The following is a 14,142-nucleotide window of genomic DNA, read 5'->3' on the forward strand; positions in this document are numbered from 1 at the left end:
TCAAAAAATATCCCATTACTGGGGAAGAGAGGCGAAATTGAACTTTATCCCGCTACGCTAAAACTTCTCTAGAAACATAAACCCCCACAATGAATCCGTCGAAAGGGAAGAGCATCAGGTAAAGAATTACTACGTTCTAAATTTGTAGCTGTCATCAGTCGAATTTCGCCCGGTTTCCAAGATGCTGTTTGAGAGTAGCGGTATTCAAATTTAATCACAGTGATTTCAAATGTATGATCTCCATTTCCTGAGTGCCAGTCTGCAACAATAGCAGTATTTCGCACCTCTGCACCACCGTACTTAGTAATGTGTCCGAGTAATGCGCTATGACTGCATTCCTGATCATCAGCAATGTAATCACGATTTTTTTGAATGACCGCCTGTAAATATTCTTGACCAATACTCTCAGCGCTGGGTATCCTTAAGATGAAGAGTCCTAGTTTACTTTTATATGATGCTAAATTGTACAGTGTCCCAAACCCAACAATTACTAATAATACGACTGTAGCAATAGTTCCTATTTTTAAGACAATCAATAGCCATTTTTTTAGTGATTGCAGCATGGATTGATTACAGTAGGTTGTAGAGGAAGTAAACCAATACATCACCACCTGTAAATATTTCATAAAATCCTTACAAATCTTTACTGGCGCAGTTTTTGTATGTTGACTGCAATTGTGATCTGGATTGCGATCGCCATAGAGAACAAAAATAGATTTCCCTACTGCCCCCTGCTACTTATTCGCTAATGGCAAGAGTAAGCGACTAACTACACGATGATCAGGTAACTGATAGAGGTTTAATTCTCCTTTGAGTTGTTGCATTAGCTGTTGACAGATGAGTAAATGTAAACCTGGAAGTTGGTCTAGATAACTGCAAGTGAGCAAATCTTTACGAGTTTTTTGTTCTAGTTCAGCTAACAATTCTGGTGCAATTACGCCGTTGTCTGTAATCGATACCTCGACAAATTGATCATCTAGACGACGACACCAAATATCAATTCTGCTGCCATGAGGGGAACGTTGACAGGCAGCGAGTAAGACTTCATGGAGGATCAATTCAAATTTCATCAAATCGCCAGTAATTACCATTGGGGCAGAATGGTTGGCGGTGACTGTATTCTTAACTAAGGGAGAACTATGGTTAGATTCTGAGTCAGAATTATTGGCTCCCAAACCATGAACCCCAATCCACATTTTTTGGCTTTGGAGTAAATTTTCTATGCGTTCGAGCGATCGCTTTAATAAACTAGCAATGGGCATAGTCTCCCCACCCATAGACAATTGCCACTGTTCTTGCTTCAACAAGCTAGTAATTGCTGTGTTGGCATGATCTAACTGTCGTAACAATAATTTGTAGCGTGTCTGTGTCAATTCATTATTGGGAATCCCCACATCATGAATTTGACCTAGTAATTGTGCTGTAGTTCTGTGGACTTCTTCTAACCGCCGATGTTTATACCAATTGAGTTGTCTTAATTCTTCAATTTTCGCTGCCTGAATAGTGCTAATTTGCTGTTGACGACGCAACCAAGCTAATTGCTCAATCAGCGTTTCTATGGCATTGAGGGTTTGTTGTGGCCAGTAGCGTTCTGTATGGTCTGCTAGGACAATTACACCTGTGGGTTGATGATGAGCCGCAGTCCGTAAAGCAATGATTAAGATTTTACTCGTAGCCGGACAAGTTAACCATTTTTTGGTTTCCGGTGGTAAATCTTCGACTTTCAAGTTTAAATAACCATCTTTAGACAATGCCCACTGAATTAAGGCTTCATACTGCACAAATACTGGGGCATCTGCACGAATACTAAAGTGGCTGTCAGCAAAAACTCCAGGGATAATCTCTGCTGTTTCTTGTTCCTCAGACCAAGTCAACATTAGGGACAAAGGACAACCCAGAATTGCCGCGATTTGCTTGAGTGTGGTAGTTTCTAGATAATTTTCTTCAGTCTCAGCATTGTCACTATGGGCTTCTTCTAAAATACAGAGGGATTGTTGAATACTCTGCAAAATCTTTTGTTGTTGTTCATTGCTGGTAAGTAGTCGCCACTGACGTAAAACTACACCGATTTGTTGACTGACAATCCACAACAATTCTTTTTCAGCGTTATTCCAGGTACGATGCTGAGTGTGGGTAATCAGGAGAATAGCTTCTGGTCGATGACCTTGAGTACAGTTACAAACTAATAGCGATCGCACACCGTTGTCAATTAACGGTGGTCGCCAATTAAAAAAGCGTAAATCTTCGTCTAAATTCTCCACTTCTACAGTAGTTTGTGCCGATTTGAGCATTTGTCTATCGGTTTCGGTTAATAAACTAAAAGCGAAGGTTAAAGGACGGCGATTATGAGGTTGGGTTTGATAAATTACCTGATAGTTATTACGATCAGCGTCGTATTGTAAAACTAAAAAACGGGTGGCATTTAGCCGAGATAGAACTTTAGCCGCACAAACTCTTAAAGTTTCTTTGAGGTCTTGGTGAGTATAGATAGCTTGAGCTACTTGACTTGTCAGGTGCGAATCTTCTTGAATTTTTTCAATGGTAGTTTCCATTTTTTCCGTTGGAGTGACCAAAGAAATGAAACCCGCCGCACCTTGGACAAAGTTTTTGTCTGCTTCTGACCACATCCGGGGTTGAACATCTTCTACAGCCAAAAAACCCAAGAGGTCTTTTTGCCACATAATGGGAGCTGCTAACAGCGATCGCACCCGCCAACGTTGCAACAATTTGGCTGTAAAATGGCTACTGAGAGAACTGCGCGCATCACCAATCCAGACAATTTGATTGGTTGATAAAGCATAGTAAAAATCACTCAATTCCTGTACAGTCATCCCCACAGCCTGCTGTTGCTGCTGCGCCTCCCGACTCATTTTCACCAATTGATTACTAATGCGACACCAAAAATAGCGTCCCGGCCGATCAAACCAATAAATGTTGGTGCGACTGGGAGAAACGAATTCATGGGTGGCTTCTACTGCGGCTTTGAGTCTTTCTTCTAAGTTATTGAGGTTATGTAAATTGTCGAGTAATTCTAATAAAGGCTGATCAGGACGTTTAGTTTGCTTTTGCTGCAACCGAATTTCATTTTGATGCAGAATAGAACCTAATTCCCCCAAGACAATCGTCACACTGGTTTTCGCCTCTTCTGGAATTAAATAACCCCAGCGTTCGGAAGCTATTAACAGCAACCCCAAACAAGTTTCCTTGTAGCGGATGGGAAAAATGATTGTCCCTCGGACATTGTGTCTTGTACCGAATTCTTGCCACTCACTCAGTCTAGTTTCCGTGCGAATATCAGGTACACCCAAAGGACGCTGTTGAATCACCACTTGTTCTAACAAGTCACCAGGACGGATAATCAGGCGTTTGCGTAAAAAATTATCATCACCACTAGGAGTGATACCGCCTTGACCTGATAAAGAGTGCTTGAGGCGATCGTAAGTAGCAATCCAAACTAAATTGTAATTAAACTGTTTTTGAATATAAGAAGTAGTAATTTTAATCAGAACCTCGACATCATCTTCTTCCCTCAGACTTTGCAAGACACGTCCCAAGGCAACAATTTGTTGTTCGGCAGCTATCGGTGGTTGTGGCAGCCCCATCTGATTCTTAGTCAACATAACTTGTAATATATAAGATGCCCATAAAATAGCCCTGACTAATATTGTTACGATTGTTTACCGAGAAATTCAGGATAAAAATTGGGGATTGGGGATTGGGGACTGGGGATTAGGGATTGGGGATTGGGGATTGGGGATTGGGGATTGGGGACTGGGGATTGGGAATTGGGGACTGGGGATTGGGGAAAAGGTAGACAAGGTAGACAAGGTAGAAAAATTGACTAATGACTAATGACTAATGACTAATGACTAATGACTAATGACTAATGACTAATGACTAATGACTAATGACTAATGACTAATGACTAATGACTAATGACTAATGACTATTGACTATTGACTATTGACTATTGACTATTGACTATTGAAATGGATATCTATCAAACTGCTGTTCGTCCGATTTTATTCAACCTATTAAAAGCAGACCCAGAGTGGTCACATCACCAAGCAATCAGCATTCTCCGTTGGCTATCTCATCAGCCTGACAATAGTTGGATGCACAGCCTGCTAGCAAAATCTTTATGTTTACAAAATCACCGCCTGGAACAGAATCTATTTGGATTACATTTTCCTAACCCTGTAGGCTTGGCTGCTGGTTTTGATAAAGATGGTGTAACTTCGGGTATTTTGTCAAGTCTGGGTTTCGGTTTTGCTGAACTGGGAACTGTGACATTTGTAGCACAACCAGGAAATCCTCGTCCTCGTTTATTTCGCTTGCTTCCTGATCAAGCTGTTCTCAATCGTATGGGGTTTAATAATAGTGGTGCAGCAGCAATGGCAGCACGACTAACTCAAGACCAACAAGAATTTACCCCATCCATACCCATAGGCATTAATTTGGGTAAATCAAAGGTGACACCTCTAGAGTCAGCCGCCGATGACTATTTGAATAGTTTTCGGCTACTCAAAGATTTGGGAGATTATTTTGTAGTTAATGTTTCTTCACCCAACACTCCAGGGTTGCGATCGCTCCAAGATGCCTCTATGCTCAGTTCTATCTTGGATGTACTACAAAAAGACAACAATACACACAAACCAATATTTGTCAAGATAGCACCTGATTTAGAATGGGAAGCGATCGCCGATATTATTACTTTGGCGAAAACCTACCAATTAGCAGGGATGATCGCCACTAATACGACGATTAGTCGTGAGGGACTAAAAACTCAGGTGATTGACAAAACGGGTAAATCACCTGAGCAAGAAGCCGGAGGGATTAGTGGTGCGCCATTACGCGATCGCTCCACAGAAGTCATCAGATTTATTTGGCAGCAAACCCAAGGGCAGATTCCAATTATCGGGGTAGGTGGTATATTCTCCCCTGACGATGCTTGGGCAAAAATCACTGCGGGTGCTAGCCTCATTCAAGTGTATACAGGCTGGATTTACGAAGGCCCAATGATGGTAAGCCGCATTTTAGAAGGTTTGCTAACCAAATTAGAACAACATGGACTCAACTCCATATCGGAAGCAGTGGGTTTAGACTTTCGGAGTCAATAGTCAACAGTCAACAGTCAACAGTCAATAGTCAACAGTCAACAGTCAACAGTTGACGTTCCGCACCCAGCACCCAGCACGGGCTAAACGCCCCGCTACCGCTAACAGCACTCAGCACTCCCTAACTCTCCTCCAGTGGAAAGAACTCCTTTGTTTTTTCTGAAAAAGTCCAAGCAATTCCGTCAGGATCGCGGCTGCGAGTCCATTCAGGAAAGTCAGGATCATTACGACGTTTATAAACAGTGCTGGAATAAACATTGAGCCGTTTAGCCAGTTCTGACTGAATTAAAGAGCCAAATAATAGCTGTTTTGCTAGATTTTGTTTCGCTTCTTCAGTAGCTACTGGTGGCGGTAATTCAGCTTCTGGCTCTGGTTCCGGTTCCGGTTCTGCTGCAACTGGTTCTGGTGGTGGCGGTGCTAAGAGCGATCGCGCCTCTTTGGTGACAGTTGGTGCAGTTAGTTGCTTAACAGGCTCACTACTGTCAAGAATGTTACCTAAAATACTACCTGTGATGAAGTAATAAACTTCGCCACTTTCTCCAGCTGGTAGTATGCTTGCGCCGAATTCAGAAGCTTTACTATCTAGATAGCGTTTTGCTTGTGTACCGGGAAAGTTTCCCCGAATTGCCAAGTCTACGGGTGTAATTTTGCCTTGATTTTCTCTAACTAACTGACTAAAAATCGGGTTAACTCGCTGACACCACTGTTGCCATTGGTATTGTTGCCAAACATTTAACCCAATCAGCAAAACCAGAAAAGCCAGCAAAAATTTCCAGGTAGTAACCAGGACAATAATCACAAACGATATTGGCAAAAGGAGAACGAGAAAGCCTTTCCCGCTACCTTCTATGGTTTTTTCACTCATGCCGATTTTTGCCAAGCGAATTTTTTGGGAAATAATATATTATATTGGCAAAAATCGAGACACATAATTGTATAGTTTGGCAAAGTTAGGAAAAATCAGGCAAAAATATCATTAATTTAAATTTGCCAAACCGCCAAACCCTCATAAATACTGCAAAAACTGGTAAAAAACTTTTTACAAGTTGCTATTGTTCTGAAAAAGCAACTTTACTTGCTGAATCAGTTCGTAGTAAGGACTTTAGTCCTTGCCTTGAGGGCTAAAACCTCGCTACTAAATTACAAAAGCCATCAGCAAAAAATTTATTTCGACTCTTGACACTACAAAATACATATACTACATTAATACTACAAGCTGACGTTCCCAAAGGAGTTAAGCAAGACTTTCAATCAATTTGTGTAGTGGATAGTTCAAATAGCAGAACGCCCACCTTGCCTGTAAAGGCCGACCTATCGAGGGTTATCACAACAACTAACTAACAACTTAATTTCCCATCCCTTGATTAAACTCCTGGAAATGCAGGTGTAAATCCTGCTCCACTACATAAATCTAAAATTAATGGAAAATTTGTATCTGGTGGGTAGCTCAATTTGGTAGAGCAATGAGCATCCTTAGTTCAGCAATTTGCCTGCAAAGGCCGACGAATCAAAGGTTATCGTTAATTCATGAGTTGTAGGTTCAAATCCTATCCCACCAGACAAACAACTATTTTAAAGTTTGAATTTTCATGTAGCGGGTGGCGGAATTGGTAGACGCGCTAGACAAAAAACCTTGATCACCACTTGTCTGCAAAGGCTGAAGATTTGAGGATTATCGGGATCTTGTGACTAACAGTCTTGCAGGTTCAAATCCTGCCCCGCTACTGATATTTAGTGATGAGTAATGAGTAATGAGTGATGAGTAATGAGTAATCAATTCTTTAATTTTGAATTTTGAATTTTGAATTTTGAATTGTTATGTGGCAGGTAACTCAGTCGGTAGAGTGCCTAAACATCCTTATTCACCCCTCGCCTGCAAAGGCCGAAGAATGAGGGTTATCGCCTTCCACGCGGGATGTCGCAGGTTCAAATCCTGCCCTGCCACCTTTCATTTTTGCCCGCAAGGGCTGGGAGATGCAGCAATGAATTACAATTTTTTTACCAAAAACAAGACAACCACACCACAAACTCAACCCATCCCCGGAAGAGAAGCGGAAATGATCAAAGGCCGTTCCGGTGGTTGGATGTTCAATGCTGGTATTTGGCAGATGCTGCGCCGTTGTCTTTTAGTTGGTACAGCCCAAAGCACTTACTACGCCGGTAAACAAGAACTCACAGAAGACTTTGTGGCGGTTGTAAAACAAACTGTTGCAGAAAATCCCAGCCGTGTCGCCGAGGAAATTTTGTACGCCAGCGACGGACGTGCCATCAATAACAGCGCACCTATCTTTGCTTTGGTGTTGCTGTCAATGGGTGAAACCCCAGAAGCAAAACAGGCTTTTGGTGAAATATTTCCCCAAGTTGTCCGCACAGGTAGCCATTTCTATGAATGGTTGAACTACACCAAATCTCTGCGGGGTTTCGGTAAGATAGTGCGGGAAGCTGGTAAAACCTGGTTATCTCGTGAAGATGTCAAAGGTTTAGCCTATCAACTTTTGAAATATCAACAACGTCAAGGCTTTACTAACCGCGATGCTTTACGGTTGTTTCATGTCAAACCACCTACAGAAAATCACCGTCAACTCTACGAGTGGGTAGTGAAAGGTTGGGCAGAATTACCCAGCGAAGTACCATCACAAGCGTTAGCGCAGATTTGGTGGTATGAATGGTTAAAACGCAACCCCAGCGAAACCCACCAAGCCATTTTGCAAGGACGCTTAACCCACGAAATGGCTGCACCTGTGGGCAACATGGATAAACAAGCTTGGCAATTACTATTTCAGGAAATGCCCATCGGTGCAATGTTGCGTAACTTAGGTTCATTAACTGAACTAGGTGTATTGCGGACTGATGAGACTGCCAACTTGTCACGGGTAGAAGCTGTTCTTAATAACAAAGAACATCTGCGTAAAGGTCGTATTCATCCCATCGATGTTTTGAAAGCACTCAAAACTTACGAGTCTGGAGGCAGACTAGGACGCAGTAAGAAAACCTGGAGTCCAGTTCCCCGCATCGTGGACATCTTAGAAAAGGCAGTTGAGTTGTCTTTTGATGTCGTAGAACCCACAGGTAAAGTGTTCATGCACGCCGTAGACGTTTCCGGTTCTATGGGTAGCTTGGTTGCAGATATGGGACTTAGTTGCTGTGAAATTGCCACCACAATGGCATTAGTGACAGCCAAAGCTGAGAAAAACTACATGATTCGTGGCTTTGCTACCGATTTTCGGGAGTTAAACATTACAGCTAAAGATAGTTTTAGTTCTGCGGTGCAGAAAGCCAGCAACCAAAACTTCGGCGGCACGGATGCTTCTGTAGCTTACGAGTGGATGATCAAAAATCGGTTCAAAGCTGATGTCGTCTGCTTCTGGACTGACTCCGAAAGTTGGGCGGGTTATAAACATCCCTCTCAAGCTTTGGCGGAGTACCGCAAAAAAGTAAATCCTGATGTTAAGGCTGTATATATCACCTTGACACCTTACCAAATTACCTTAGTAGATCCTAAAGATTCCCTATCTTGGGATTTAGCAGGATTTGACCCTGGTACACCTCGCATCATCCAGATGCTAGCTCAAGGCGAGTTGTAAAAATAGTTAAATAGCTTCAGGATAAGGGGCGATCACCTCTTATCCTTTTTTATTTTGAATTTTGAATTGATTCATTGTTAGAATACCTAGAGAATTGGTATTGGCTTACTATGTCAGCCAAAGATAAATTCCACGAGGCTGTAAAAACAGCACTGCAAAAAGATGGGTGGGTGATTACGGATGACCCATTACATCTTTCAATTGACCGCATCACTAATATGTTTATTGATTTGGCAGCAGAAAAGCTGATTGTTGCCAGTAGAGACAATCAGAAAATTGCAGTTGAAGTCAAAAGTTTTTTAAGCCCTTCTACTTTGTCCGAATTTCACCTAGCAATAGGACAATTTATTAATTATCGTTATGCTTTAGAAGATTATGAACCTGAACGTATTTTATATTTAGCCGTACCAAGGATAACTTATGAGGAATTTTTTACTACAAAATTTATTCAATCCGTAATTCAACGCAGTCAAATCAATCTACTCATCTTCGACCCAATTAAAGAGGAGATTGTGAAGTGGCAAAGCTAGAAAAATATCGAGAATATGTTCAGCGTGTTTTGTCAGCATATGCCGAACGTCGAACATCACCTCATCATAAAGATGAGTTAGAAATGCAAACTATCTTTGATACTGTACGCGACCATTATCAGTTAATCTATGTTGGTTGGGATAAAGGAAAGCGTGTTTATGGGCCTGTCATCCATTTAGATATTAAAAATGAAAAGATTTGGCTTCAGTGGAATGGTACAGAAGATGATATTGCTGCTGATTTAGTAGAAATGGGTGTGCCGAAGCAGGATATTGTATTGGGATTCCACTCGCCTTATATGCGTCAGTTTACTGATTTTGCAGTTGGTTAAGATACTCATTCTAACCTATTTGCTTAGTGTCCTGGTTTCACTTTCACCTATGGGTAGTAGTAGGGTATTTTCAATATGCGATCGCACCTTGTCTTCCATTTTATTGCCTAATTTATAAAGGCGGAGGAAAGCGAATATCTGCACTGAAACTCTTTACATTAGCACTTTGATGAATAGGTAAGACATATTCTAAGTTTTCATGAGGGCGAGGAATGATGTGATCAGCTAGCCACTCACCACCATTAACTCGTTTTATGGCATCTAATCCAGCTTTCACAGCAACGTTAACTTCCCCTACTTCTCCGCGAATCAGGACTGTAATGCGTCCTAAATCGGTATTTTCGTATCCCACCAAAGTGACACGGGCAGCTTTACACATGGCATCACCCACTTCTACTGCTGTGGGAACGCCATAAACTTCAATCATGCCTAGTGCCAAGGTCATAGAGAATTTAACAGTGAAAAAGAATAGGATTTGCAATTGGGATGAATACAATTCAAATCCTATCAAGAATGAGGAATAAGTGATGCAGCTTTTGTGAGAAGAATCTCATCATGGTTAACAGTGAGCCACTTCAAATTGGTAAAATTCTCAAGCACTAGAGCGAACTTCATTCCCATGCAAATCAACTGGCAATCTGTCAAAACCTACGAAGATATCCTGTATCACAAAACCGACGGTATCGCTAAAATCACCATCAACCGTCCCCATAAACGTAATGCTTTTCGACCCAAGACCGTCTTTGAACTCTATGATGCTTTTTGTGATGCTCGTGAAGATACTAGTATTGGTGTAGTTCTGTTCATGGGTGCAGGGCCTCATACTGATGGTAAATACGCTTTCTGTGCAGGTGGCGACCAAAGTGTCAGAGGTCAAGCTGGTTACGTTGATGATGACGGTGTGCCTCGTTTGAATGTGTTGGATTTGCAACGCCTGATTCGTTCGATGCCTAAAGTTGTCATTGCCCTTGTCGCTGGCTATGCCATTGGTGGTGGACACGTTCTTCATTTAATTTGTGATCTGACTATTGCGGCAGATAATGCGATTTTCGGGCAGACAGGCCCTAAAGTCGGCAGTTTTGATGGTGGTTTTGGTGCTAGTTATCTAGCTCGCATAGTCGGACAAAAAAAAGCGCGAGAAATTTGGTTTCTCTGTCGTCAATATGATGCTCAACAGGCTTTAGAGATGGGTTTGGTAAATTGTGTTGTGCCTGTAAATGAACTGGAAACAGAGGGAATTAAATGGGCGCAAGAAATTTTGGAGAAAAGTCCGATTGCTATTCGTTGTTTAAAAGCAGCTTTTAACGCCGATTGTGACGGACAGGCGGGTTTACAAGAACTAGCTGGTAATGCCACTTTGTTATATTACATGACAGAGGAAGGCTCGGAAGGTAAGCAGGCTTTCTTAGAAAAACGTCCACCTAATTTCCGTAATTTCCCTTGGTTGCCTTAAGGTGCTTGGCGGTGATTTAAATTAGGGTTATTGATGGTTAACGGTGGATGGTTTACTGTTAACTGTCAACTTAAGAAAAGACCCCAAGACCTCACTGTTCAATGTTTCCTGTTCATAAATCAAACTAAAAAATCGCACCCTGCCTAGAGATGCGATCGCGAAAGATTTTGAACTTACAGCACAAGAAATTTTAAAATCGGATGTTAATTTGATGCAGAATGGACATTAAGTTAGGTAATATGGTGGATGATTAGATGAATACTGTCTCAACTTTTGTTTGTTCAGAAGTGGAGGCAGTGTTTTCCTGAGCTAAAACAAAAGCAGAATCTTCTAAAGTAGATATTTGACAATCAGATTTATTTAAAACTGGTGTAGCATCGGGCAAACTCCAAGCATCTTCCAACGTTTCCCAAGAAGGCGCAAAAGGTGGTAATGCTAAAGAACAAGCCTTCCAACTAGCTTGGACAGGTACGCCTAATTGTTGGCAATTTCCACCACGGCGACCTTCTGGCTTATAGTGGCGACAATAGCGACAGGCAGATGTCAAACAATTAATGGGTTTCATTTGGGTTCATCGTTGATGCCGATTAGGGCAAATTTCTGTCTTTATATTTTCCTTCTAGATATAAATACGTAGTGATCCCATAACCCGTGATTATGTCTAGGTTATAGCCTTTTAATGGCTAAATATGCTTTAGATTATTTTTAGATTCTTGTTATATTTTTAAATGTTTGTTGTAGTGATCACATAGAAATTATTGCTTATAAACTATTGGGGATCAAGGGTAAAAGTCAAGTTTTTAATGTAGGGAAAATTTTCAATTAATTTGTAAACTGTGACTTTATAGACTATTATTGTGTCATTTTTATGATAATGACAAGTAATTTTCCGTACAAGAATCAAATATGATTGACAGCAAAGATTAAATCTAAGTTGTTGGGGTTGACTGGATGTAATGTAATCGATATTCAGACTGGCGGTACAAAATCTACCATCAAAAGAGTAGATGGTATTCTACTTTCAGATAGATAAATCAACCAATTTTGGATTTTGGATTTTAGATTAGATCCCAAGCAAATGAGTGTGCGTAGCGGGATGTCCTTTATCATCTGAGTGATTGTTTGACACTACATAAAGCACATACACCCCAGCGCAGGAGTTCTCCGGATGGTGATGGACATTGACATTGCGGGCAGAGGGGTAAACCTTGCGATCGCGTCTGTGTTACTTTCGCCCAAGACTCAAATACCTGATTGACATTCTGTTGATCAGCCTGAGTTACCGTGTAGTGGTGATGGCTATCTCCTAAATAACTAGGATGTTCCTTTGGGGAAAAGTTAGTTGGTGGCGATGATAAATCGGGAGGCTTTTGCCAACCAGCCGTAGAAAAGCGAATATCTACCAAAGACATAGACAACTTGCTATTTAACTTGAGCAGTAGTGTCTGACGGCTAAATGTCAAATTCTGCGCCCAGGCTGCGCTAGAGGTAGCGACACGCAACACATCACGCTGCGTGGATAAGGGGCGAGAATGATCAGCAGCTACAGATCCCACAACTTCTGCCCAGGATTGGAGTATCAAGGTCAATGGGTCGGCTTGCCATTTAGCTTGCTGTTCTAAAACACCTAAAATATCATTAATTGGTTTAAGTGACATTTCGCCTAAGAGTAGCAGAAATTAAGATTAGTTCTGGGATCTATACTAATCAACAATTTTCGTTACGATTAGCACAAAATTATCTACAGTTAATCCAGCAGCCCCAGTTGGAGGTACGAGGCCATGAGTCAAAATCCCCTGATGGATTCCGGTACGCGATCGCCTAAAATATCTGGCTTAAACCCAGCATTAGCAGCAGCATTAGGAAGTTTAGAAGTACAGTTAGACCAAGAATTAGCTCGTTACCGACGCTCACGCATGGGAATACGAGCCACCAGCAAGCCTTCAGTGCATAGCTATGTCAGTAGTCCTTCCCCAGAAGTGACTACCCATCCTAGTCCTATAGCCGATACTCCATTCCCCACATTAGAGATTAGCAACTATTTAACTACTATCCCTGTTCCAGAAACCCCAAAAGCACCACCAGTTAACCCACCTATCATCAAAGAAGCACCGGAACATCATACAGTTGCTACCAACTCCGAGTCTCACAACCAAATTCCTCTACCTCCACCCCAAGCGGCTAGCAGCCTAGTACCGGCGACTACCCAGACAAGCCCCCAGGACAAACTTTTAGCGAATGACGCTCCTAGCCAACCAGATGACTATTTAGAATCGAGTGAAGCTCTGTTGCGTAGTTTAACAGACGAACAATCAGCAGATAATCAGCCCAATAATTCTGGTGATAGCCTGTTATCGCCCTTGGGCATAGGTTCTATACTGCTGTTGTTATTAGCAAGCTTGACCTTGGGCTATGTGGTGTTTAATCCCAAAAGTCTACCCCAATTCAATTTGAGCAAATTACTTAATAATAATCCACCTGCCAATAACACTAATTCCGAGACTGTCAGCAATCAGTCCCAACCCCAACCAGAACTCACGCCTATACCCAAATATCCCAACTTAGCCGCCAAGGAATTTCCAGAAGTTAAAGATCCCAATGACATAGTTGGCTTACAACCAAAAATTGCTCCCACACCCTTAGCACCATCTAATCCCTTAGTAGTTTCTACGCCCTTGCTTCCCCCTGCTACTAACTCTCTCAGCCAGGTACAGCCTTTACCACCTGCGGATCTATCACCCACCCTACAACCTTCGCCATCAACCACTACTACACCCACCCAGACAAACGCAGAAATCAAACCCGCAGCAGATGGACGTTACTATATAGTGGCTGAAAATCAAGATGCAAGTACGTTAGCGGCAGCCAGACAGGTAGTTGCTGATGCTTACTTATCAAGCAATCAAAAATTAATTTATCTGGGCGCGCTCACTAGCAAGGAAGAAGCCCAACAAAGAATCAAACAGTTACAAGCTAAAGGAGTGAAAGCTAGGGTGCAACAGCCATGAATGGTAGAAATTAATTTAGGATAGGATTGGGGAACATACCAATTCAAAATTCAAAATTCAAAATTCAAAATACCCGGCGGAAAGCAAGCTACAAAATTCAAAATTAGGAAATCCATAT

General features: G+C 41.8%; 12 protein-coding genes and 3 tRNA genes. 9 read left to right on the forward strand and 6 right to left on the reverse strand.

Annotated elements, in window-relative coordinates:
- Positions 1 to 68: 68 nt before the first annotated feature.
- Complete coding sequence (locus tag ACQFX9_RS04695) at positions 69 to 626, reverse strand: hypothetical protein (RefSeq protein ID WP_427160930.1); 558 nt, start codon at positions 624 to 626, stop codon at positions 69 to 71.
- A gap of 108 nt (positions 627 to 734) precedes the next feature.
- Positions 735 to 3,620 carry a GAF domain-containing protein gene (locus ACQFX9_RS04700; protein WP_427160931.1) on the reverse strand — a complete coding sequence of 962 codons (2,886 nt, stop codon included), beginning with the start codon at positions 3,618 to 3,620 and terminating at the stop codon, positions 735 to 737.
- Between the two features lie 369 nt (positions 3,621 to 3,989).
- On the opposite strand from ACQFX9_RS04700, the gene ACQFX9_RS04705 reads away from it, so the two are divergent.
- The gene (locus ACQFX9_RS04705; RefSeq protein WP_427162795.1) at positions 3,990 to 5,120 is read left to right on the forward strand and encodes a quinone-dependent dihydroorotate dehydrogenase; all 1,131 of its coding nucleotides are present in this window, start codon (positions 3,990 to 3,992) and stop codon (positions 5,118 to 5,120) included.
- A gap of 118 nt (positions 5,121 to 5,238) precedes the next feature.
- Here ACQFX9_RS04705 and ACQFX9_RS04710 read toward each other — a convergent pair whose 3' ends face one another.
- Positions 5,239 to 5,982: a hypothetical protein gene (locus tag ACQFX9_RS04710; RefSeq protein ID WP_427160932.1), complete on the reverse strand. Its 744-nt coding sequence runs from the start codon at positions 5,980 to 5,982 to the stop codon at positions 5,239 to 5,241.
- A 571-nt stretch (positions 5,983 to 6,553) separates the two neighbouring features.
- On the opposite strand from ACQFX9_RS04710, the gene ACQFX9_RS04715 reads away from it, so the two are divergent.
- From ACQFX9_RS04715 to ACQFX9_RS04740, 6 genes are all read left to right on the forward strand, one after another.
- Positions 6,554 to 6,676: transfer RNA gene (locus ACQFX9_RS04715), tRNA-OTHER, on the forward strand.
- A 33-nt stretch (positions 6,677 to 6,709) separates the two neighbouring features.
- Positions 6,710 to 6,842, forward strand: a tRNA-OTHER gene (locus ACQFX9_RS04720).
- A 96-nt stretch (positions 6,843 to 6,938) separates the two neighbouring features.
- Positions 6,939 to 7,062: transfer RNA gene (locus ACQFX9_RS04725), tRNA-OTHER, on the forward strand.
- Positions 7,063 to 7,099: 37 nt separating this feature from the next.
- Positions 7,100 to 8,701 carry a TROVE domain-containing protein gene (locus ACQFX9_RS04730; RefSeq protein WP_427160933.1) on the forward strand — a complete coding sequence of 534 codons (1,602 nt, stop codon included), beginning with the start codon at positions 7,100 to 7,102 and terminating at the stop codon, positions 8,699 to 8,701.
- Between the two features lie 110 nt (positions 8,702 to 8,811).
- A complete protein-coding gene (locus ACQFX9_RS04735) occupies positions 8,812 to 9,231 on the forward strand; it encodes a XisH family protein (RefSeq protein WP_427160934.1) in 420 nt (139 codons plus the stop codon).
- Complete coding sequence (locus ACQFX9_RS04740; protein WP_427160935.1) at positions 9,219 to 9,563, forward strand: XisI protein; 345 nt, start codon at positions 9,219 to 9,221, stop codon at positions 9,561 to 9,563. Before ACQFX9_RS04735 ends, ACQFX9_RS04740 begins: the two co-directional genes overlap by 13 nt.
- Before the next feature lie 112 nt (positions 9,564 to 9,675).
- On the opposite strand, the gene ACQFX9_RS04745 is transcribed toward ACQFX9_RS04740, so the two are convergent.
- The gene (locus ACQFX9_RS04745) at positions 9,676 to 10,008 is read right to left on the reverse strand and encodes a carbon dioxide-concentrating mechanism protein CcmK (RefSeq protein WP_427160936.1); all 333 of its coding nucleotides are present in this window, start codon (positions 10,006 to 10,008) and stop codon (positions 9,676 to 9,678) included.
- 174 nt (positions 10,009 to 10,182) lie between these two features.
- On the opposite strand from ACQFX9_RS04745, the gene menB reads away from it, so the two are divergent.
- Positions 10,183 to 11,016: a 1,4-dihydroxy-2-naphthoyl-CoA synthase gene (gene menB / locus ACQFX9_RS04750; RefSeq protein ID WP_236140681.1), complete on the forward strand. Its 834-nt coding sequence runs from the start codon at positions 10,183 to 10,185 to the stop codon at positions 11,014 to 11,016.
- 250 nt (positions 11,017 to 11,266) lie between these two features.
- Here the strand turns inward: menB and ACQFX9_RS04755 are convergent, their stop codons facing one another.
- Positions 11,267 to 11,581, reverse strand: coding sequence for a hypothetical protein (locus ACQFX9_RS04755; RefSeq protein ID WP_427160937.1), 315 nt, complete (start codon positions 11,579 to 11,581; stop codon positions 11,267 to 11,269).
- A gap of 541 nt (positions 11,582 to 12,122) precedes the next feature.
- Positions 12,123 to 12,674: a DciA family protein gene (locus ACQFX9_RS04760; protein ID WP_427160938.1), complete on the reverse strand. Its 552-nt coding sequence runs from the start codon at positions 12,672 to 12,674 to the stop codon at positions 12,123 to 12,125.
- Between the two features lie 123 nt (positions 12,675 to 12,797).
- Between ACQFX9_RS04760 and ACQFX9_RS04765 the strand changes: the two genes are divergently transcribed.
- On the forward strand, positions 12,798 to 14,024 hold the full coding sequence (locus ACQFX9_RS04765) for a hypothetical protein (RefSeq protein ID WP_427160939.1): 1,227 nt from the start codon (positions 12,798 to 12,800) through the stop codon (positions 14,022 to 14,024).
- Positions 14,025 to 14,142 lie beyond the last annotated feature (118 nt).

Origin of the sequence: Aliinostoc sp. HNIBRCY26 (assembly GCF_050235535.1) — a bacterium.
Classification (GTDB): Bacteria; Cyanobacteriota; Cyanobacteriia; order Cyanobacteriales; family Nostocaceae; genus Trichormus.